21 protein-coding genes and 1 pseudogene are annotated in these 19,685 nt (G+C 67.2%); 5 read left to right on the top strand and 17 right to left on the bottom strand.

Features of this window, described 5'->3' with window-relative positions; translation table 11 throughout:
* Position 1: 1 nt before the first annotated feature.
* From QZ847_RS08255 to QZ847_RS08240, 4 genes are read right to left on the bottom strand one after another with little or no spacing between them, the layout of a single operon-like run.
* Complete coding sequence (locus tag QZ847_RS08255) at positions 2-424, bottom strand: 23S rRNA (pseudouridine(1915)-N(3))-methyltransferase RlmH (protein WP_294355383.1); 423 nt, start codon at positions 422-424, stop codon at positions 2-4.
* Position 425: 1 nt separating this feature from the next.
* Positions 426-839, bottom strand: a complete 414-nt coding sequence (gene rsfS / locus QZ847_RS08250) for a ribosome silencing factor (RefSeq protein WP_294189929.1) — start codon at positions 837-839, stop codon at positions 426-428.
* A 23-nt stretch (positions 840-862) separates the two neighbouring features.
* Positions 863-1,513 carry a nicotinate-nucleotide adenylyltransferase gene (locus QZ847_RS08245; protein WP_294355300.1) on the bottom strand — a complete coding sequence of 217 codons (651 nt, stop codon included), beginning with the start codon at positions 1,511-1,513 and terminating at the stop codon, positions 863-865.
* Positions 1,514-1,532: 19 nt separating this feature from the next.
* Positions 1,533-2,795, bottom strand: coding sequence for a glutamate-5-semialdehyde dehydrogenase (locus QZ847_RS08240; protein ID WP_294355297.1), 1,263 nt, complete (start codon positions 2,793-2,795; stop codon positions 1,533-1,535).
* A gap of 85 nt (positions 2,796-2,880) precedes the next feature.
* On the opposite strand from QZ847_RS08240, the gene msrB reads away from it, so the two are divergent.
* Entirely contained in the window at positions 2,881-3,378 is a 498-nt protein-coding gene (gene msrB / locus QZ847_RS08235; protein WP_294355295.1) for a peptide-methionine (R)-S-oxide reductase MsrB, read from the top strand.
* Positions 3,379-3,384: 6 nt separating this feature from the next.
* On the opposite strand, the gene QZ847_RS08230 is transcribed toward msrB, so the two are convergent.
* The 3 genes from QZ847_RS08230 to QZ847_RS08220 form a co-directional block, all read right to left on the bottom strand.
* Entirely contained in the window at positions 3,385-3,885 is a 501-nt protein-coding gene (locus QZ847_RS08230) for a CHAP domain-containing protein (protein ID WP_294355292.1), read from the bottom strand.
* Between the two features lie 219 nt (positions 3,886-4,104).
* Entirely contained in the window at positions 4,105-5,589 is a 1,485-nt protein-coding gene (locus QZ847_RS08225; protein WP_294355291.1) for an MFS transporter, read from the bottom strand.
* Positions 5,586-6,413, bottom strand: a complete 828-nt coding sequence (locus QZ847_RS08220) for an SDR family NAD(P)-dependent oxidoreductase (protein ID WP_294355288.1) — start codon at positions 6,411-6,413, stop codon at positions 5,586-5,588. Before QZ847_RS08220 ends, QZ847_RS08225 begins: the two co-directional genes overlap by 4 nt.
* 158 nt (positions 6,414-6,571) lie before the next feature.
* On the opposite strand from QZ847_RS08220, the gene QZ847_RS08215 reads away from it, so the two are divergent.
* Positions 6,572-7,717, top strand: a complete 1,146-nt coding sequence (locus QZ847_RS08215) for an acyl-CoA dehydrogenase family protein (protein ID WP_294355284.1) — start codon at positions 6,572-6,574, stop codon at positions 7,715-7,717.
* 39 nt (positions 7,718-7,756) lie between these two features.
* Complete coding sequence (locus QZ847_RS08210; protein ID WP_294355282.1) at positions 7,757-8,545, top strand: SDR family oxidoreductase; 789 nt, start codon at positions 7,757-7,759, stop codon at positions 8,543-8,545.
* A 361-nt stretch (positions 8,546-8,906) separates the two neighbouring features.
* Here QZ847_RS08210 and QZ847_RS08205 read toward each other — a convergent pair whose 3' ends face one another.
* From QZ847_RS08205 to QZ847_RS08185, 5 genes are all read right to left on the bottom strand, one after another.
* Positions 8,907-9,872 carry a winged helix DNA-binding protein gene (locus QZ847_RS08205; RefSeq protein WP_294355279.1) on the bottom strand — a complete coding sequence of 322 codons (966 nt, stop codon included), beginning with the start codon at positions 9,870-9,872 and terminating at the stop codon, positions 8,907-8,909.
* A gap of 90 nt (positions 9,873-9,962) precedes the next feature.
* A complete protein-coding gene (locus QZ847_RS08200) occupies positions 9,963-11,459 on the bottom strand; it encodes an NAD(P)(+) transhydrogenase (Re/Si-specific) subunit beta (protein ID WP_294355277.1) in 1,497 nt (498 codons plus the stop codon).
* A 58-nt stretch (positions 11,460-11,517) separates the two neighbouring features.
* Complete coding sequence (locus QZ847_RS08195; RefSeq protein WP_019516324.1) at positions 11,518-11,817, bottom strand: NAD(P) transhydrogenase subunit alpha; 300 nt, start codon at positions 11,815-11,817, stop codon at positions 11,518-11,520.
* 131 nt (positions 11,818-11,948) lie between these two features.
* Positions 11,949-13,073, bottom strand: coding sequence for an NAD(P) transhydrogenase subunit alpha (locus QZ847_RS08190; protein ID WP_294355274.1), 1,125 nt, complete (start codon positions 13,071-13,073; stop codon positions 11,949-11,951).
* Between the two features lie 4 nt (positions 13,074-13,077).
* Positions 13,078-13,203, bottom strand: coding sequence for an aa3-type cytochrome c oxidase subunit IV (locus QZ847_RS08185; protein WP_245708525.1), 126 nt, complete (start codon positions 13,201-13,203; stop codon positions 13,078-13,080).
* Positions 13,204-13,372: 169 nt separating this feature from the next.
* On the opposite strand from QZ847_RS08185, the gene QZ847_RS08180 reads away from it, so the two are divergent.
* Both QZ847_RS08180 and QZ847_RS08175 read left to right on the top strand, forming a co-directional pair.
* The gene (locus tag QZ847_RS08180; protein WP_294355271.1) at positions 13,373-14,788 is read left to right on the top strand and encodes a sigma-54 dependent transcriptional regulator; all 1,416 of its coding nucleotides are present in this window, start codon (positions 13,373-13,375) and stop codon (positions 14,786-14,788) included.
* A gap of 21 nt (positions 14,789-14,809) precedes the next feature.
* Complete coding sequence (locus QZ847_RS08175) at positions 14,810-15,550, top strand: SDR family oxidoreductase (protein ID WP_294355264.1); 741 nt, start codon at positions 14,810-14,812, stop codon at positions 15,548-15,550.
* A 1-nt stretch (position 15,551) separates the two neighbouring features.
* On the opposite strand, the gene QZ847_RS08170 is transcribed toward QZ847_RS08175, so the two are convergent.
* The 5 genes and pseudogenes from QZ847_RS08170 to QZ847_RS08150 form a co-directional block, all read right to left on the bottom strand.
* Entirely contained in the window at positions 15,552-16,436 is an 885-nt protein-coding gene (locus tag QZ847_RS08170) for a bestrophin family protein (protein ID WP_294355262.1), read from the bottom strand.
* A gap of 134 nt (positions 16,437-16,570) precedes the next feature.
* The gene (gene folP / locus QZ847_RS08165; RefSeq protein WP_294355260.1) at positions 16,571-17,617 is read right to left on the bottom strand and encodes a dihydropteroate synthase; all 1,047 of its coding nucleotides are present in this window, start codon (positions 17,615-17,617) and stop codon (positions 16,571-16,573) included.
* Positions 17,618-17,626: 9 nt separating this feature from the next.
* Positions 17,627-18,757: a site-specific DNA-methyltransferase gene (locus QZ847_RS08160; RefSeq protein ID WP_294355258.1), complete on the bottom strand. Its 1,131-nt coding sequence runs from the start codon at positions 18,755-18,757 to the stop codon at positions 17,627-17,629.
* A 151-nt stretch (positions 18,758-18,908) separates the two neighbouring features.
* Complete coding sequence (locus QZ847_RS08155; protein WP_294355255.1) at positions 18,909-19,562, bottom strand: ribonuclease HII; 654 nt, start codon at positions 19,560-19,562, stop codon at positions 18,909-18,911.
* Positions 19,562-19,685: pseudogene (locus tag QZ847_RS08150) on the bottom strand (bifunctional hydroxymethylpyrimidine kinase/phosphomethylpyrimidine kinase); the annotation flags it as partial. The pseudogene QZ847_RS08150 and the gene QZ847_RS08155, both read right to left, overlap by 1 nt.

Below are 19,685 nucleotides of genomic sequence, written 5' to 3'. Positions count from 1 at the left end.
CCTAACCCTCGCGGTGATAGGGATGGTTGGCGAGGATGCTGGTCGCGCGGAACAGCTGTTCGGCGAGCATCGCGCGCGCGAGCAGGTGCGGCCAGGTCGCGCGCCCGAACGAGACGAGCAAATCGGCCTCCGAGCGCTCGGCGTCGCCGAAACCGTCGGCGGCGCCGAGCAGAAACCTCGCCTCGCGCACGCCGTCGTCGCGCCAGCGGCCGAGCGTCTGCGCGAAAGCGGTCGAGCCGAGCACCTCGCCCTTCTCGTCGAGCAGCACGCGACGGCTGTGCGCGACGCGGTCGGGCTCACGCCCGCCCATATCTGGCAGCTCGGTCACCCGCGTCGGCCAGGCGATCCGTTTCAGGTAGCGCTCGACCAGCTCCGCCTCGGGCGAGCGGCCGATGCGGCCCCGCGCGACAATGTGGAGCAGCAGGTCAGGCGTTCCCCAATGCAGGCGCCCCGGTGTCGGCGGGCGCCGCGGGCGCGTCGCCGAACGACCACATGCGTTCCAGATTGTAGAAGGTGCGCACCTCGGGCCGGAACAGGTGGACGATCACGTCGCCCGCGTCGATCAGCACCCAGTCGGCGGTCGGCAATCCCTCGATCCGCGCGGAACGACCCGTTTCAGCCTTGATCTTCTCTGCGAGCTTCGCCGCCATCGAGGCAACCTGCCGCGTCGAGCGGCCCGACGCGATCACCATGTGGTCTGCGATCGACGACTTGCCCGCGAGCGGGATCGTGATCGTGTCGACAGCCTGATCGTCGTCGAGCGATTGGAGAACAAGCCGATGCAGCGCCTCGACATGGTCGGGATCGAGCGATCGGTTTGCAACGTGAGTGGCGGGCAAGGTTGCTCCTAAGGTTTGCCGGTTCAGTTGAAGATATGGGAGGCACGAACCGTTGGTGCCATGTCTTTCTCAGAGTCTTTGTGCGGCATGAACCGTTCATGCCAATGCGGGTCGGCGGCGCGTTTCAGCGTCGCGGAGGTCGGGTCCGGGCGGAAACGCAGCAGCACCAGTGCCGGCACACTCCAGTCGGTCCAGTCCCTGGCACAGGCAGACGGGTGAGCGAAGCGCCTGAGCCACGCCATCGCGGGGGCCGCCATAGCGCGTGCATCATATCCGGGGCGCGCGACAACCGCAATCGGCATCGTGCGCGCGATCTCGCGCCAGCGCCGCCAGGCGGAGAATTGCAGCAGATTGTCCGCGCCCATGATCCAGACGAAGCGGTCGCGCGGGTAGCGGCGAGTCAGAACGCGCAGCGTATCGACGGTATAACGCGTGCCGAGCCGCGCCTCCACGTCGGTCGCGCGAATAAGGCTGCGCCGCGCCATCATCTGTGCCGAGGCGAGCCGCGCGGCGAACGGCGCCATGCCCGCGGTGGGCTTGAGCGGGTTTCCCGGCGAGACGAGCCACCACAATTCGTCGAGACCTAATGCCTCGATCGCGGCGAGCGAGATGCGGCGGTGCCCTGAATGCGCCGGGTTGAACGATCCGCCGAGCAGGCCGATGCGGCGCGTCATCGCCGCCTGCACCATCTGGTCAACCGCGGACCTGCCCGCTGCCGCGACCGACCCATTTGTACGTCGTCAGCCCTTCGAGCGCGACGGGCCCGCGCGCGTGCAGCCGCCCGGTGGCGATACCGATCTCGGCACCCAGCCCGAACTCGGCGCCATCGGCGAATTGCGTCGAAGCGTTCCACAGCACGATCGCGCTGTCACAGCGGGCGAGGAAATGCTCCGCGACGCGCTCGTCGGCGGCGACGATCGCGTCGGTGTGGCCCGAACCGTGGCGCGCGATGTGCGCCAGCGCCGCATCGACGCCGTCGACCAGCGCGACCGAGCAGATCGCGTCGAGATATTCGGTGTCCCAATCGGACGAAGCAACGGGCTTCACGATCTCGCCGATCGACGCCTCGATCGGATCGCCGCGCACCTCGCATCCGGCCTGCTGCAATGCCTCGACCAACATCACGGAATCGACGAACTCGCGATCGATCAGCAGCGTCTCCATCGCGCCGCAGATGCCGGTGCGCCGCATCTTGGCGTCGAGCACGATACCGCGCGCCATCTGCGGGTCGGCAGAGGCGTGAACGAAGACATGGTTGATCCCGTCGAGGTGCGCCAGCACCGGCACGCGCGCCTCGGCCTGAACGCGCGCGACCAGGCTCTTGCCACCGCGCGGGATGATGAGGTCGATCAACCCGTCAGCGGCGAGCATCGCGCCGACCGCGGCACGGTCGGTCGTCGGCACCAGTTGCACCGCCTCGGCGGGGAGCCCCGCCTGCATCAGCCCGTCGATGAGGGCGGCGTGGATCGCACGATTGCTCTCGATCGCCTCCGTCCCGCCGCGCAGGATCACTGCATTGCCCGAACGCACGCACAAGGCCGCCGCATCGGCGGTGACGTTGGGGCGGCTTTCGTAGACGATACCGATGACACCGATCGGCACACGCACCCGCGACAGCTCAAGCCCGTTGGGCCGGGTCGCCGCGTCGATCACTTGCCCGACCGGATCGGCAAGCTCGGCGACCGCGGCGACGCCGGCGGCGATCGCCTCCACCCGTGCGGCGTCGAGCCGAAGACGATCGAGCATCGCCGCCGACAGCCCGGCATCCTGTCCGCGCGCCACATCGATCGCATTGGCGGCGAGGATTGCATCGCTGGATGCGCTGAGTGCCCGCGCGGCGTACCGCAACGCGTCGGCGCGACGCGCATCGGGCGCGCTCGCCAGCACGCCGGCGGCGTCGCGCGCATGCGCACCCATGCGCGCGATCAACGTGGTCGAGGCCTCGAGGTCGAGCATCGGCGTTCCGCTAGCACAAAATCGCCGACTACACACAACGCGCGCTTCCTATGGCGGCAGCGTCACGACGACTTACATAGGTTGCATGACATACCAGCCTGTCGATCGCCGCCGCTTCCTTGCTCTCACCGGCATCGGTGCCGCTGCCACCACGCTGATGGCGTGCGGCGCGCGCTCGGCCGCCGCAGCCGAGCATTTCCCCGTGACCAAGACCGATGCGCAGTGGCGCGCGCAGTTAGGTCCCGCGGCCTATCAGGTGCTGCGTGAGGAAGGGACCGAACGCCCCTATTCCAGCCCACTCAACAGCGAACATCGCGCCGGCATCTTCGCGTGCAAGGGCTGCGCGCATCCGCTCTATTCGAGCAAGACCAAGTTCGAGAGCGGCACCGGCTGGCCGAGCTTCTGGGCGCCGTTGAAGGGTGCGGTCGCGACGCGGCGCGATTCGACGCTGGGGATGGTCCGGACCGAGGTGCATTGCCCGCGCTGTGGCGGGCACCTGGGTCACGTGTTCGACGATGGTCCGAAGCCGACCGGCCTGCGCTATTGCATGAACGGCGTGGCGATGACGTTTCGCCCCGCCTGAACGCGATCAGTTGATCGCGACGCCGCCGGTTACGTGAACCGGCGCGTTGGTGGCGATGGTGACGGTCGGCATGGCCGGCTCTTCAACAGCCGGCGCGACGCTGCGCGAACCGTGCGCGTAGATGAAACCTGCCACCGGGTTCACTGACGTACCGAGATCGTGGTTGGCGGCATACCAGACGCGCACCTGGCTCCAGTCGCCCGCGGGCGACACGTCCACCGCGCGCACGTCGCGCTCGATTCCGCCGCGAGTCGACCAATTGGCGTGGGTCAGCAGCACTTCGCGATCGTTGACGATCCGGCTGACCATCGCGACGTGACCGACACGCATCCGCGCGGTCGCCTTGAACGCCATCACCGCACCGACCTGCGGTGTGTTGCCGCGATCGTAGCGGCCCGCTGCCTGACCCCACCAGGTGTTCGCATTACCGCGTATGTCGATGCCCGACACCTCGCGCGCGAACGGCACGCACTGCAGGACCTTCGCCGAAGCAGGAACCGCCGTCATCAGGGCGCACGAGGCCACCAGCGCAAAGCGCGCTGCGAAATTCTTCACGTTCAAGGGATGACCCCCCGGTCAAATGAGTAACTTGAGGTTCAGCTAGCGAAGCGTTTTCGAAAGAACAAACGCCTGCGGAACCTTTTCCGATGAAGTGAGTAAGCGCGGCGATGAGCCGCATTTCGGCGTATCAAACGCGCAGAAACACTGACCTTTTTTCGTGTCGAATCAGGCGACGGGTTCGCGCGGGGCAGCGTCGACCACCGACGCGCCGGTCAGTCGCTCCATGCGCAGTGCGTGCTCGGCGCGGCCGAACGGAAAGCGTGAATAGAAGAAGGCGGCGAGGCAGCCGAGAACGACGTAGCAGCCCGCGTAGATCAGCGTCAGTCGGTCGAGCACCGCGACCGGCACCTGTCCGGGCTGCGCCTTGGCCGGAAAGTTCGCAGCGGTCAGGATCAATCCGCCGAGAAAGATGCCGACGCCGCTGGTGCATTTCTGGATGAAGAAACCGCCGGAGAAGAACACGCCCTCCGACCGCCGACCGGTGGTGATCTCCGAATCCTCGACCACGTCGGCGAGCATCGAGGCGCCGAGGATGAAGGCGGTGACGCCGCACGCGGTGGCAGCGGCGGCGAAGGTGAACAGCAGCGGCAGCGTGACCGGCGCGCCGACCGGCGGGAACAGGCCGGCCAGGCGGAGCCAGTAAGGCGTCGTGCCGATCGCCATGCCGAGCAGCGCCGCGGATGCCGCCCCGAGCGGCTTGCTGCCGATTGCGCCGATGCGCGGTGCCGCAACGAAGGCGATCGCGACACCCGCGAATAACGACACGCTCAGCCACACGAACGCCAAGCCGCGCAGACCCCACACGTAGCTGTAGAGATAGTTGGTCATCGCATAGGTGATGCCCTGCGACGTGTAGGCGAACAGCCCGGCGAGCATCAGGATCGCGAAGGCGCGGTTCTTCACCGTCTGGCGCATCTCGCGAAAGTTGTCGGCGAGCGACTGCCGCTCCACCGGTGGCTTCGGCAGGTTCGGTATTTCCTTGTGCGTGCCCACTGCCGAGATGAGGATCGTCGCGCCCATGAACAGCGCGCCCGCGATTGCGAACCCCTTGTAACCGGCGCGGTTGAGCAGGCCGTTTGTAAAATCGGGCGTCGGCGCCAGGAACAGGACATACGCGCTCACCAGCATCAGCAGCCCGCCCGCCCAGCCGAACAGGTAGCGGTACGCCATGATGCGCGTGCGTTCGTCATAATCGCCCGAGAGTTCGGCGGCGAGCGCCTGGCTCGGCACCTCGTACGCGCTGACCGCCGAGCGGACGAGCACCGCGACCACGAAGAGCCAGCCCAACACGACCTGCTCCGACGCCTGCGGCGGGTTCCACAGCATCAGCCAGCCGAGCATGATCGGCAACGCGGCCCCATACATCCACGGATGGCGCCTGCCCCAGTGCGTGCGCGTGCGGTCGGAGAAGAACCCCACGGTCGGGTCGACGAACGCGTCGATAATCAGCGCGCACATGATGACGAGCCCGACGGTTGCCGCAGACACGCCGACCACCTGGTTGTAGAACAACAGCAGGAACGTGCCGAAGCCCGAGTCCTTCACCCCGTAAGCCGCCGCACCCACGCCGTAGCTCGCCATCGTCGCGGGGGTGAGCCGGCGCAGTTTGGGCGCGCTGCTTGCACCGGCCGGTGCGGCGGCCCGCGTCACTGAAACGCGTCCAGCGCGGCGAATAGCGACGGCTGCGTCGCGTCCCAGCTCGCGCGCGTGCCGATCGTCAGGCCGCCGTCGACGACGATCGAGGTACCGGTGACGAAGCTCGCGTCATCGCTGGCGAGATACGCGACCGCCGCCGCGACATCCTCGGGCCGCCCGGCGCGCTTCACCGGTTGCGCGTGCGCGGCCATGCCCGCGATCGCCTGGTTCGCTCGCGCGCGCTTTTCCTCGGTGACGCCCAGGTGACGCGTGAAGATGTTGGTGGTGATGAAGCCCGGCACGACTGCGTTGACGCGGATGCCGTGCTGCGCGAGATCCGCGGCGGCGAGCTTGGTCAGGTGGAGCACGCCTGCCTTCGCGGTCGAGTAAGCCGTCGGCGCGTAGCCGCTGCCCAGCGCCGAGACACTCGACGTGTTGATGATCGCGCCGCCACCGCGCTTCGCCATCATCGGCGCGGCGTAGCGGATACCGAGCGCGACCGAGCGCAGCAGCAGCGCCTGCGTATGGTCCCAGTCCTCGGTCGTGATCGCGTCAATCGCCTCGCGCGCGCCGCCGGCGCCCGCGTTGTTGAACAGGATGTCGAGCCCGCCAGCCTCATGAGTGGACTGGAGCAGCGCGGCGATCGCATCGGCGCTGGTCACGTCGGTGTGCTGGAAGCGGATGCGCCCGTTCGATGTCGCGGCAAGCTCCTCACCCGCGGCGCGGTCGATGTCGCCGATCCACACCTCGGCACCCTCCTCGATCAGCCGGAGCGCGGTTGCGCGACCGATGCCCGATGCGCCGCCCGTTACGACCGCACGCTTGCCCTGCAACCGCATTCCACTCTCCTCTTGCCAGGTCGCGCCGGCGTTTTTCAGCATCATAGTATGGGGCATTTGCCCGTCAACTCACGACAGTTCGAATGTTCGGTTTGCCGGCCTTGTCTCTCCCGACATCGCACGATAGAGCGCGGAAGCTTCTTTACGGCGGGCAGGACATGGCTCTCGACACCGAAACCTTCGACGCGCTGATCAACCATCTGCGCCGCTTCGTCGCCGACCGGCTGCGCCCGCTCGAGGGCGAGGTGGAGGCGAACGACGCCATCCCCGATGCAGTCGTGCAGGAGATGCGCGAGATGGGGCTGTTCGGCCTGTCGATCGCGGAGGAGTATGGCGGGCTCGGCCTCACCATGCTGGAGGAAGCCAAGGTCGCGATCGAGATGGGGCGCACGACCCCGGCGTTCCGGTCGACCTTCGGCACCAATGTCGGGATCGGCAGCCAAGGGCTGGTGATGGCGGGGACCCCGGAACAGAAGCGCGAGTGGCTGCCGCGGATCGCCAGCGGCGAGATCGTCACCAGCTTCGCCCTGACCGAGCCCGATGTCGGGTCCGACTCCGGCAGCGTGAAGACGCGCGCGGTGCGCGACGGCGACGTGTACCGGCTGACGGGCACCAAGCGCTACATCACCAATGCCGACAAGGCCGACCTGTTCACCGTGATGGCACGCACCGGCGACGAGCCCGGCGCGCGCGGCGTGTCGGCGTTTCTGGTGCCCAAGGCGCTCGCCGGTGTGACGATCGGCGAGCCCGAAAAGAAGATGGGGCAGAAGGGCGCCAAGGTCGCCGACGTCAATTTCGACGATGTCGCAGTACCAGTCGCCAACCGGTTGGGTGCGGAGGGCGAAGGCTTCAAGATCGCGATGCGCGTGCTCGACCGCGGACGGTTGCACATCAGCGCGGTCTGCGTCGGCGTCGCCGAGCGGCTGATCGCCGATTGCGTCGCCTACACCGCCGAGCGCCGCCAGTTCGGCAAGCCGCTCGCCGATCATCAGCTGATCCAGGCGATGATCGCCGACAGCAAGACCGAGGCGCTCGCCGCGCGCGCGCTGGTGCTGGAAACCGCCAAGTCGAAGGACGAGGGCAAGGACGTGGTGATGGAGAGCGCCGCGGCGAAGTATTTCGCCTCCGAGATGGTCGGCCGCGTCGCCGACCGCGCGGTGCAGATCTACGGTGGGGCGGGCTATATCGCCGATTACGGGATCGAGCGGCTGTACCGCGACGTGCGGCTGTTCCGCATTTACGAGGGCACGAGTCAGATCCAGCAGATCATCATCGCACGCGAGACGATGAAGCGCGGCGGCTGACCGCGTTTGGGCCGATCATCAGAAAAAAGGGATTAGGTGATGGATACGAGCAAGCTGTTCCGTCTGGACGGCCGCGTCGCGCTGGTGACCGGCGGCAGCCGCGGCATTGGCAAGATGATTGCCGCCGGCTTCATCGCGCAGGGCGCGACCGTCTACGTATCGAGCCGCAAGGCGCCGGCGTGCGACGAGACCGCGGCGGAGCTGGGCGACAAGTGCATCAGCCTGCCCGCCGACGTATCGACAGTGGAAGGCTGCCGCGATCTGGCGGCGAAGTTCGCCGAGCGCGAGCAGCGGCTGGACATTCTGGTCAACAATGCGGGCGCCGCTTGGGGCGCACCCTTCGTGGAGTTTCCCGAGAGCGGCTGGGACAAGGTGATGGACCTGAACGTCAAATCACCCTTCTTCCTGACGCAGGCGCTGCATTCGCTGCTCAAGGCAGCGGCGAGTCACGAGCGGCCTGCCAAGGTGATCAACATTACGTCGATCGACGGGCTGCGGCTCAACCCTTGGGACACGTACAGCTATCATGCGTCGAAATCGGCGCTGATCTACCTGACCAAGCGGATGGCGGCCGAACTGGTCAAGGACGCGATCAACGTCACCTCGATCGCGCCGGGCGCGTTCGCGAGCGAAATGAACCGCGCAGCCCGCGACCACGGCGACGCGGTGGCGAAGCGCATTCCGGCGCAGCGGATCGGCGTCGACGAGGATATGGCGGGCACCGCAATCTTCCTCGCCAGCCGCGCAGGTGACTACGTGATCGGCGACACGATCGCGGTCGATGGCGGTGTCGTCAACGCGAGCCTTGGCGGGTCGATCGACGCTTGAGGCGGTAAGATCGCAGGGCGCAGTGCGTGGTGGCCGATCATCGATCGCTCCGCCAACTTCGTCCTGCATCTGGCAGTCAGATGCGCAATCAATCGGTCCGACTTATCGCCGTCATGCAACTGAATGATTGCGACCTCGTGTCATCAGGTCCGGCATACGTTTGTCAGCAGCACGCTTCGCTGTTGGTGAGCGTCGGGCGCGCTGGGCGCGCATTGCGCGATATCGCGCGTGCTGCACGGACGCAGCAAGAAAGGTCCGGGCGCCTGTAATACTCAGGCCTTCGACTCAGGGCGACCGAATGACCTCGCTCGATCGAATGCCGCCCCACGCATACCGAGAACGACTGCAATCGCAGCCAGTCCTAGACGAACGGCAGCTTTGTCTCGCGCACCGCGGCGACATAGCGGTGCATCGCGTGGCCGCCCTGTGGCGACAATTTGAGAAATGCGCGTCGCTTGTCGAACGGGTCGGCCTCGCGCTCGATCAGGCCGGCGTCGGTCAGCTTGCTGATCCAGCGCAGCGCCGTTGTCGGCGGCACCGCGGCCGCGATGCACAGGCTCGATACCGACACCTGGCCGCGTTCGAGTTGCGCGCCGAGCAGGTCGAGCAGCATGTCCCACGCCGGGTCCTCGAATAATCCGCCTTCGAAGAAGCGGTCGCGCAGCCGGCGCGCTCGGATGACCTCTCGCACCTGCGCGGCGGAGATGTCGTAATCGGGTGTCGCCGTCGTGAACGAGGAAGTGCGACCGTCGTCCTGTCGCCGCCTCGTCGCCTCGCTCTGCCGGCTGAGCCGCGCGACCACCTCCGCGATCCGCGCGACTTCGGCGTTCAGCCGGTGTAGCCGCGCCGACTCGCTCTCACCGACGCGTTCGCTCAAGCCCGGGGCGGCGTCACCCTCGGCCGCGATCGCGAGCGTCGCGATCCACTCCGACACCTCGGGCGCGCATAGCAGGTGCGTGTTGGAGCGGCCGCAGATTGCGGCGACAGGGTCGAGCTGTTCGGGCGTAAAGGCGACGACCAGCGGCCATGCACGCATGGCGGCAAGCTCGTCGATACGCTCAAGCACGTCGACCGGCATCGTCGTTTGCGCGGTCAGGTCGACGATCAGCACGGGATGGCCCGCGTGCTCGGTCAAGGCCGACCGGTCGCTGTCGAGCGGCAGCTCGCTAGTTACCCGCGCGCCCAGCGCGTCGAGCGCGGCGGAGCGGGCATCGGCGTCACGCGCGCCGCGGCCGATGACGACCACATCGAAACGGGCGGCGAGGTCAGCGGAGAACGCCGCCTCCCATCCTGCCCGCGCATCGGCACGGTCTGCGCCCATTCTCATGTCCTGACCTCCCGTGATCCGTGACGATGACACCAAGGTAACGCGAAACGCTCCATCACGCGCAGAAAGCCGCCATAATGGAGCAAATCGTCAGTCAAGCGACTTCACGATCTCCTCGACCATCTTCTTCGCGTCGGCGAGCAGCATCATGGTGTTGTCCATGTAGAAGACGTCGTTGTCGACGCCGGCGTAGCCGACGCCGCCCATGCTGCGCTTGACGAACAACACGGTCTTGGCCTTTTCCACGTCGAGCACGGGCATGCCGTAGATCGGCGAGGTCTTGTCGATCTTCGCTGCCGGGTTGGTTACGTCGTTCGCGCCGATGACGAACGCCACGTCGGTCTGTGCGAACTCGGAGTTTATGTCCTCAAGCTCGAACACCTCGTCATATGGCACGTTCGCCTCGGCGAGCAGGACATTCATGTGGCCGGGCATACGACCCGCGACCGGGTGGATCGCGTATTTAACGCGGACGCCGTGTTCCTTGAGCTTGTCCGCCATCTCGCGCAGCACGTGCTGCGCCTGCGCCACCGCCATGCCGTAGCCGGGTACGATGATGACCTGTTCGGCCTGGCTCATCAGAAAGGCCGCATCCTCGGCTGAGCCACGCTTCCAAGGGCGATCGACCTTGGCGCCGCCGCCACTGCCCGCCTCGGCGCTCTGGCCGAAGCCGCCCGCGATCACGCTGATGAAGGAACGGTTCATCGCGCGACACATGATGTAGCTCAGGATCGCGCCCGAGCTGCCTACCAGCGCGCCGGTAATGATCATCGCGGTGTTGTGGAGTGTGAACCCCATCGCCGCCGCCGCCCAGCCCGAGTAGCTGTTGAGCATCGAGACGACGACCGGCATGTCCGCGCCGCCGATCGGCACGATCAGCAGGAAACCGATCGCGAAACTTAAAAGCACGACGAGCCAGAAGTCGAACGGCGACTGCGTCAGCCAGAAATGGAACGCGAACCACGCGATGGCGAGGCCAACGCCGAGGTTGATCGCGTGGCGCGCGGGCAGCAGGATCGGCGCGCCACCCATGTTGCCGTTGAGCTTGAGGAAGGCGATCACCGAACCCGAGAAGGTAATCGCACCGATCGCTACCCCTAAGATCATCTCGATCCGGCTGAGCGCGTGAATGACCGCGAACGGCTGCCCGATCAGCGGGGTCACGACATCGGCGATCCCGAACGCGACCGGGTTGAGATACGCGGCGACCGCGACGAGCACCGCGGCCATACCCACGAGGCTGTGGAAGGCGGCGACGAGCTGCGGCATCGCGGTCATCGCGATCCGGCGCGCGGTGACGATGCCGATCGCAGCGCCGACACCGATGGCGGCGAGAATCTCGAACACCGCCGACTTGTCGACGCGCGAGAAGATCGCCGCGTAATCGTCACCTTCGACGATCAGCGACACTGTGGGAACGTGCGTCAGAAGCGTGGTCACGACCGCTACGCCCATTCCGATCATGCCGTAGCGGTTACCCCGCTGGCTGGTCGTCGGGCTGGAGAGGCCACGCAGCGCCAGGATGAAGCACACGCCCGAGACGAGGTAGGCGAGCGCCACCCAGGGATTGACCGCGACCTGTTCCACTTGCCCTTGCTCCCCCGATTATTCCGTCACCCGACCGCGTGGTCGCGGGCGGCGCGTGTCAGTGCTTGGCGACCGCGGGCCGCTCCTTTTTCTTGTACATCGCCAGCATTCGGCTGGTGACCGCGAATCCGCCGAAGATGTTGATGCTGGCGAGCACGACACCCAGAAGCCCCAGCCACTTGGAGCCCGTGCTCCCCGCCGCGGCACTCGCGATCAGCGCGCCGACGATGATGACCGAGGAGATTGCGTTGGTCACCGCCATCAACGGCGTGTGCAGCGCGGGCGTCACCGACCAGACGACGTAATAGCCGACGAAACACGCCAGCACGAAGATCGACAGGATCGCAACGAAGTCCATCTTCTCACCCCCGAATGGTTAGCGCCGGAAAGTCACAAAGGTCACACCCCAACGCATGTGCGCGCGAGGAACCGTGACCATCGGCCCGTGCATCCGCCATGCAGCGTGGCGCGCATGTAGGGCAGCGCGGGTCACGCACCGAGAAGCCGCTGGTTCACGATCTGCCCGCCCTTGGTCAGCCGCACCGCGTCGCCGATTTCCTCGTCGAGCACCGGGCGCCCCTGCTCCTTGTCCCAGAAGGTCGAGAGGAAATTGTACAGGTTGCGCGCGAATAGCGCCGATGCGTCGGTGGCGAGCCGGCCGGCGACGTTCCGGTGGCCGATGATCTTCACACCGTGGCGCGTCACGATCTCGCCCGCGACCGCGCCCTCGACATTGCCACCCTGCTCGACCGCGAGGTCGACGATAACGCTGCCGGGCCGCATCGTCGCCAGCTGCGCATCGCTGACGAGCCGTGGCGCCGCCCGACCAGGGATCAGCGCGGTGGTAATGACGATGTCCTGTTTCGCGATGTGCGCGGAGACGAGCTCGGCCTGCGCCGCCTGATACTCGGGCGACATTTCCCCGGCGTAGCCGCCCGAACCTTCGCCCTCGATGCCTTTCACATGCTCGACGAAGATCGGCTTGGCGCCGAGCGACTGGATCTGCTCGCGCGTGGCCGAACGAACGTCGGTCGCCGACACCTGCGCACCCAGACGACGGGCGGTCGCGATTGCCTGCAAGCCAGCAACGCCGACCCCCATCACGAACACCTTGGCGGCGCTGACCGTGCCCGCCGCGGTCATCATCATCGGAAAGGCCCGGCCATATTCCGCCGCGGCGTCGAGCACCGCCTTGTATCCTGCCAGGTTCGACTGCGACGACAGGATGTCCATCGACTGCGCGCGCGTGATGCGCGGCATGAACTCCATCGCCAGCGCCTCGAACCCCGCATCGGCGTAGCTCTCGACCCGCGCGCGCTCACCAAAGGGATTGAGGCCGGCGACGATCCACGCGCCGGGTGCCGCGCCCGCGATCGTCGCGACGTTGGGGCCCTGTACGCCGAGCAGGATGTCCGCACCCGCGACCGTGGCCGTGCGATCGCCGACGATCGCACCCGCCGCGGCATAGTCGTCGTCGGCATAGGACGCCCGCGCACCAGCCCCCGCCTCTACCGCAACCTCGGCGCCCAAAGCGGCGAACTTCTTCACCGTCTCCGGCGTCGCAGCAACGCGGCGCTCGCCGTCCGCCCCCTCGGCCAGGACCGCGATCTTCATCGCGTCAGGCGATCAGCCAGATGACGAAGAAGGCGATGATGAAACACGCCACCGCGCCCCATTTCAGCATCCCGATTACGCGATCGTAGGTCGAGACGCGCGCCTTCATCTCCGAGGGTAGGGCAGCCATGAGGGTCCTCTTCTAACGATGTCGTTTCAGGTCCGACCCTATGCACGCCTACGCGCGCTGGCAACGGGCGATCTGCGCGCGCCGGCATGTCTAATCATGGGACGGTTTAAGCTCAGCTTTACTCCATTACGCTATTTACATGCTCGAAAAACCGGTCGGGGACGAGAGAATGACGCGCAACGGGCAGCGCCTATTGATGCTGATCGATGAGGAACCGGCGCAGCGGCGGCTGGTCGCGGCGCTGGCCGCGCGCGGCGGATGGCGCACCTTGTTCGCGAACGACGGTGAGATGGCGCTGGCGATGCTGGGCACGCACGAGGGCATGCAGCTCGACGCGATCCTGCTCGATCACTGGTCGGACGATGCCGCAGCCGCCGCGCTGATCGCGGAGCTGCGCGCCAATCGCCCGTCGTTGCCGATCCTGATGCTGACCGCGAACGGATCGGTCGCGCACGCCGTATCGGCGATGCGCGCGGGCGCGACCGACTTCCTGGTCAAGCCGCTCGCGCCCGAGCGGCTGCTCCAGGCACTCGACGCGGCAGTTGCCGGCAGCGCGACCGGCGAGCTGCGCCCTTTGACCGAGAAGATCCCCGCGATGCTCGGTTTCGACGAGATCGTCGGCTCCGCGCCCGAATTCCGCGCCGCGCTCGCCATCGCGGCCAAGGCGGCGCGCGCGCGTGTCTGCGTGCTGATCGAGGGTGAGGCGGGCGTCGGCAAGGAAGTGGTGGCGGAGGCGATCCACAACGCGTCCCCGCGTGCCCGCACGCCGATGGTGACGATCGACTGCGGCGCACTGCCTGCCAATCTGATCGAGAGCGAGCTGTTCGGGCACGAGAAAGGCGCGTTCACCGGCGCGTTCGAACGCAAGATCGGCAAGTTGGTCGAGGCGGACGGCGGCACGGTGTTCCTCGACCATGTCGACGCCATCCCGCTCGACGCACAGGCAAAGCTGCTTCACGTGCTGCAAACCGGTGAGGTCCACCCGATCGGCGCGCGCCACCCGCGCGAGGTCGACGTGCGCGTGCTGGCGGCGAGCGACAAGAATCTGGCCGAGGAGGTCGAGGCCGAGCGGATGCGCGAGGACCTGTTCTACCGGCTGAACGCCGTGCAGGTCGCGATCCCGCCGCTGCGCGCGCGGCCGGGCGACATCCCCGCGCTGTCACGCCACCTGCTCGCGCGGATAGCCGGGCAGCCGGGCTTGCGCGAACTGGGGATCACCGACGATGCGCTGGCGCTGCTGGTCGATTATCACTGGCCAGGCAACGTGCGGCAGTTGCAGGACGCGCTGTTCCGCGCCGCGGTGCTGTGCGAGGGCGACGCGCTGACCCGCGCCGACTTCCCACAGATCGCGCAACTGGGCGGGCGCGCGATGCGCGGGACCAAGCCGGTCGCGCAATCGGGCGGCGTGACGCTGTTCCTGGCCGATGGCAATCTGCGCCCGCTTGAGCAGATTGAGGCCGACGTAATCCGCCTAGCGATCGGGCATTATCGCGGGCGGATGACCGAGGTCGCGCGGAGATTGGGGATCGGGCGGTCGACCTTGTACCGCAAGTTGAGCGAATTGGGGATCGACAGTGCGGCGTGACCGGCTGCTAGGATCGTCGGCATGGCCAGGCACATCCTCATCACCGGCGCAGGCTCCGGCATCGGGCTCGCCTGCGCGCAGCATTTCGCGTCGCACGGCGCGGAGCGGCTGGTGCTGGTCGACCGCGATGATGCCGCGCTGGCGCGGGTCGATCTGCCTGTTGCGATCGATCGCATCGCCGGCGATGTGCGTGACGAGGCACTATGGGACCGCGCGGCGCCGCTGCTCGCCGGGATCGACGCGGCGGTGGTCAACGCGGGGGTGGCTGGCGCGGGTGCGATCACCGACCTGTCGCTTGCCGAGTGGCAGCAGATCGTCTCGGTAAATCTCGATGGCGCGTTCCTGACGCTGCGTGCCGCGATGCGTGCGATGAAGGATACGGGCGGGGCGATCGTCGCGACCAGTTCGGCCGCTGGAATCAAGCCCGAGGCGGGTGTGTCCGCGTACGGCGCGTCGAAGGCGGCGTTGCTCCACCTGGTCAAGGTCGCGGCCAAGGAAGGAGCGCCCGATCGTATCCGCGTCAACGCGGTCGCACCAGCGGGCGTCGAGACACCGGTGTGGGACGCGGTGCCGATGTTCGCGGACCGCGCCGCCGAGATCGGGCGCGATGCAGCCTTCGCGGAGCTGGCGGCGATGGCGACTCCGCTTGGCCGCTATGCGAAGCCTGAGGAGATCGCGGCGCAGGTCGCCTTCCTGCTGTTCGACGCCGCGGCGCTGATCACCGGCGCGACATTGGTGTGCGACGGCGGCTACACGCTCTAGCTTACCAGAGCACGCCCTTCTCGGGCTGGAGCGGCTTGGGCGCCTCGTCGCCGATCGATTGCAGCAGGTCGATCTCGATCGTGCGGCACATGCCCGTCAGCGGCACGTCGTGAACGGTGTTGGCGAACGGATCGACCAGATCCTCACCGATCGCGAGCACGGCCAGGAACATGAGGCTCGCCACTGTCGAGCCGAGCGGGGTCGCGTAGCCGAGCGTCTCGACCAGCCCGATCGGCAGCAGGATCGCGAAGACGTGTGTGAACAGCGTCGGCAGAAAGCGGTACTGGTTCGGTAGCGGCGTGTTCTTGATCCGCTCCATGCCGCCCTGCGCATTGGCGATGTCGACCAGTACCGCCTCCATCTGCGTCTGCTGGATGGTGTCGATCCAGCCGTTCTGCCGCGCGATGTCGATGCGGCGACCGGTGCCGTCGAGCAGGCCGTTGGCAACGTTGGTCCGCTTGAGCGAAGGATGCGCCTCGTCCTCCGAAAGATATTTCAGCACGACCTCGTCGACCGGCTGCTTGCGCAGCTGGCAACGCAGCGCGTTGACGTAGGCGATCTGGCGCAGGACGATCGTGCGGATCATGTCACGCGCTTGCGGGTCGGGCAGGAAGTTGCGCGCCGCACGCGCGATATTGCGCGACGCGTTAATCATCGCGCCCCAAAGCGTGCGCGCCTCCCACCAGCGGTCGTAGGCGGAGTTGACGCGGAAGCCGAGGAACAGCGCCAGCACTGAACCGAACAGCGTCAACGGCAGCGACGGCGCGCGGAAAGGAAAGCGCATGTAGATGATCGTGACGATCACGTCCCAGATGAACAGGACGGTGAGCGGTTTCCAGACTTCACGGAAGATCTGCTTGGCGCGGGGAACGGAGGTGACGATCATGACGCGCCCATAACCGGCGGACGCGCAATCGGATGCATGCTTATTGCCGTTGGACGCTCGCAGAAACGTATTGAAACGGCCCGATCGGAAAGCGACAACCAGGCGGCAAGACCGCAGCCAACTTGTGTGGCCGGCTAGCTGACGAGCGCGCGGTCGCGCAGGCCCCGCCAGACGCGCAGCGCCTGCACCGTTTCCGCCACATCGTGGACGCGCAACAATTGCACGCCGGCTTCCGCCCCCTTTAACGCGAGCGCGACTGATCCGCCCAGCCGTTCGGCCACCGGCGCCTCGTTCGACAGTGCGCCGATCAGCCGCTTGCGGCTGGCACCCAGCATGATCGGGCAACCGAGCGCGTGGAAGATGGTCAGGTTGTTGAGGAGCGCGAGATTGTCCGACAGCGACTTGCCGAAACCGACGCCGGGATCGACCATGATCCGCGCACGATCGACGCCGCCTGCCACCACCGCGTCGACGCGCGCCTCCAGCCAGTCGAACACCTCCGTCACGACATTGGCGTAGCCCGGCCCACCGTGCGGACCCGATTTCGGATCGGGCGAGTGCATCAGGATGACGGGCGCACCGCTGCGCGCAACGACCTCGATCGCGCGATCGTCCCACAACAAGGCCGCGACATCGTTGACGATGGCCGCACCCGCCGCGAGTGCGGCCTCCATCACCACCGCCTTGCGCGTGTCGATCGAGACGAGCACGCCCGCGCTGGCAAGCCGCTCGACGACGGGCGTGACACGCCGCGCCTCGTCCTCTTCCCACACCAGTGCGGCACCTGGCCGCGTCGATTCGCCGCCGACGTCGACCAGCGCCGCGCCCGCCCCCGCCATCGCGACGCCGGCCGCCGCAGCAGCCGCGGGATCATCGACGCGCGCGCCGCCGTCGGAGAAGCTGTCGGGGGTAACGTTCAGGATGCCGGCGACCTGCGGCTGGTCGAAGCGCAGCGTGCGAGACCCAAGCTGCCACGCCGGCCGCGGCGCGGTGACGCGCGCGTGGAGCGTCGCGGCGCGGTCACCCAGTTTGCCAACTTCAGACACCGGCACGGTGAAGCGCCGCCCAGCGTCGAGCACCTCATAGGCGCCAAACCACTGCATCCCGCCCGCGAGCCGCGCGACCTCGCCGTCGTCGTGTGCAGCGGGGGTGTCGACGAACTGTACCGGGCGCAGGTGCATCGCGGATCTCTACGGCTGGGTGGCGAGCAGGTAGGTCTGCCTGACCGCGTCGATCGGCTGTAGCGCGCCGTCGACCTCCTGGTGCCAAAAGGTCCAGCCGTTGCACGCGGGCGCATTCTGTACCGCCGAGCCGAGCTTGTGGATCGATCCGCTGGCGCCGCACGCCGAAAGCAGGCTGCCATCGGCGCGGACGGTAGCGGTGAACCGGCGCTTGGCGTCGAACAGCATTGTGCCAGGGTTCAGATAGCCGTTTTCGACCAGCACGCCGAACGCGACCTTGGGCGCGCTCCTCGGGCTCTGCATGGTGGCGAGCGCGGATTCGTCGAGCGGCAGCGCCGCGGCGATCCGCTCCATCGCGGCATCGACGTAACCTAGCTCACGCTCGATCCCGATCCAGCGCCGCCCGAGCCGTCGTGCGACCGCGCCGGTGGTACCGGTACCGAAGAACGGGTCGAGCACGACATCGCCGGGCTTGGTCGAGGCAAGCAGGATGCGGTACAGCAATGCCTCGGGCTTCTGCGTCGGATGGACCTTGACCCCGCCCTTCTTCAATCGCTCCTGCCCGCCGCAGATCGGGAATTCCCAATCGGAGCGCATCTGCAATTCGTCGTTCAGCGTCTTCATGCTGCGATAGTTGAAGGTGTATTTCGCCTTCTCGCCCTTCGACGCCCAGATCAGCGTCTCGTGCGCGTTGGTGAAGCGGGTGCCGCGGAAATTGGGCATCGGATTGGCCTTGCGCCAGACGATGTCGTTGAGGATCCAGTAGCCGAGGTCCTGCACCGCCGCGCCGACGCGAAAGATGTTGTGGTAGCTACCGATCACCCACAGCGTGCCGTCGTCCTTCAGGATGCGGCGCGCCTCGGTCAGCCACGCGCGGGTGAACGCGTCATAAGCGGCGAAGCTGTCGAACTTGTCCCAATCGTCGGTGACCGCGTCGACGTGGGAACCGTCGGGGCGGTTTAGGTCGCCGCCGAGTTGCAGGTTGTAGGGCGGATCGGCGAAGATCATGTCGACCGACTTCGCGGGCATGGCGCGCATCGCCGCGACGCAATCGCCCATCACGATCTGGTCGAGCGGAAGTGCCGACTCCGCCGCGTCAGCCGCGCGCCCGGTCGGCGCGACCTTTGTTAACACACCCATCACCCAGGCCCCCTTGAACGACCCCTATCGTGCGGGAAAGCAGGACTCCGTCAAGCACACTTTGTTGACGAAGATGGTTGAGACTTCGTCAACGCGGCGGAACGGAAGCGGACCGCGGCCAGATGTTGAGTCAAGCGAGTGCTCGCAGACTCTAGCTATTGTGGTGTGGCCCGAAAGACTCAGCCGCGCCGCGACGTGCGAACGGCAGCTCGGCCTGCGCAACGGGTGCGAAGCTGCGGCGATGAATCGGTGCGGGACCATGCTCGCGCAGCGCGCGCAGGTGCGCGACGCAGCCGTAGCCCTTGTTCGAATGCCAACCGTAATGCGGGTAAGCCTCCGCGTGCGCGATCATGATCCGGTCGCGCGTGTGCTTGGCGACGATCGAGGCGGCGGCGATGGATGTGCTGACCGCGTCGCCGCCGACGATCGGCGTTGCGGCATAGCTCCAGCGCGGCAGGCGGTTGCCATCGACCAGCACGTGGCCGGGCACGCGGCCGAGCAGCGCCGTCACCTGATCGACCGCGAGCGTCATCGCCTTCATCGTCGCCCAGTAGATGTTGAGCCGGTCGATCTCTTCCGCCTCGACCACGCCGATGCCAACGATCGCGCAGTCCAGCAGCCGGTCGTGCAGCCGCTGACGCTCGACCGCGGGCAGCTTCTTCGAATCGTTGATACCGCGCGGGATGCCCCTGGCCGGCAGCACGACGGCCGCGGCGACGACGGGACCGGCGAGCGGCCCCCTGCCCGCCTCGTCGACACCCGCGACCGGGGGTAAGCACAGCTTCTCGTGTTTGAGCCCCGGCATTACAGCCGCCACGGTGGGAAGCGGCGCTGCTCGCCCGCGGTGTAGAGGCGCAGCGCGTTCCCCGCAGGATCGGTGAGCGACGCCTCGCGCCAGCCCCACGGCTGATCGACCGGATCGGCGATC

The sequence above is a fragment of the uncultured Sphingomonas sp. genome (assembly GCF_913778135.1).
GTDB lineage: Bacteria > Pseudomonadota > Alphaproteobacteria > Sphingomonadales > Sphingomonadaceae > Sphingomonas.
This window is presented reverse-complemented; position numbering and strand designations above follow the sequence as displayed.

Excerpts from the sequence above, each read along its gene's own strand:
- QZ847_RS08245 (WP_294355300.1), bottom strand. The coding sequence starts at position 1,513 with ATGACGCGCCGCATCGGCCTGCTCGGCGGATCGTTCAACCCGGCGCAT.
- QZ847_RS08240 (WP_294355297.1), bottom strand. The coding sequence starts at position 2,795 with ATGCTCGACCTCGAGGCCTCGACCACGTTGATCGCGCGCATGGGTGCG.
- msrB (WP_294355295.1), top strand. The coding sequence starts at position 2,881 with ATGACATACCAGCCTGTCGATCGCCGCCGCTTCCTTGCTCTCACCGGC.
- QZ847_RS08230 (WP_294355292.1), bottom strand. The coding sequence starts at position 3,885 with ATGACGGCGGTTCCTGCTTCGGCGAAGGTCCTGCAGTGCGTGCCGTTC.
- QZ847_RS08220 (WP_294355288.1), bottom strand. The coding sequence starts at position 6,413 with ATGCGGTTGCAGGGCAAGCGTGCGGTCGTAACGGGCGGCGCATCGGGC.
- QZ847_RS08215 (WP_294355284.1), top strand. The coding sequence starts at position 6,572 with ATGGCTCTCGACACCGAAACCTTCGACGCGCTGATCAACCATCTGCGC.
- QZ847_RS08210 (WP_294355282.1), top strand. The coding sequence starts at position 7,757 with ATGGATACGAGCAAGCTGTTCCGTCTGGACGGCCGCGTCGCGCTGGTG.
- QZ847_RS08205 (WP_294355279.1), bottom strand. The coding sequence starts at position 9,872 with ATGAGAATGGGCGCAGACCGTGCCGATGCGCGGGCAGGATGGGAGGCG.
- QZ847_RS08195 (WP_019516324.1), bottom strand. The coding sequence starts at position 11,817 with ATGGACTTCGTTGCGATCCTGTCGATCTTCGTGCTGGCGTGTTTCGTC.
- QZ847_RS08190 (WP_294355274.1), bottom strand. The coding sequence starts at position 13,073 with ATGAAGATCGCGGTCCTGGCCGAGGGGGCGGACGGCGAGCGCCGCGTT.
- QZ847_RS08185 (WP_245708525.1), bottom strand. The coding sequence starts at position 13,203 with ATGGCTGCCCTACCCTCGGAGATGAAGGCGCGCGTCTCGACCTACGAT.
- QZ847_RS08180 (WP_294355271.1), top strand. The coding sequence starts at position 13,373 with ATGACGCGCAACGGGCAGCGCCTATTGATGCTGATCGATGAGGAACCG.
- QZ847_RS08175 (WP_294355264.1), top strand. The coding sequence starts at position 14,810 with ATGGCCAGGCACATCCTCATCACCGGCGCAGGCTCCGGCATCGGGCTC.
- QZ847_RS08170 (WP_294355262.1), bottom strand. The coding sequence starts at position 16,436 with ATGATCGTCACCTCCGTTCCCCGCGCCAAGCAGATCTTCCGTGAAGTC.
- folP (WP_294355260.1), bottom strand. The coding sequence starts at position 17,617 with ATGCACCTGCGCCCGGTACAGTTCGTCGACACCCCCGCTGCACACGAC.
- QZ847_RS08160 (WP_294355258.1), bottom strand. The coding sequence starts at position 18,757 with ATGGGTGTGTTAACAAAGGTCGCGCCGACCGGGCGCGCGGCTGACGCG.
- QZ847_RS08155 (WP_294355255.1), bottom strand. The coding sequence starts at position 19,562 with ATGCCGGGGCTCAAACACGAGAAGCTGTGCTTACCCCCGGTCGCGGGT.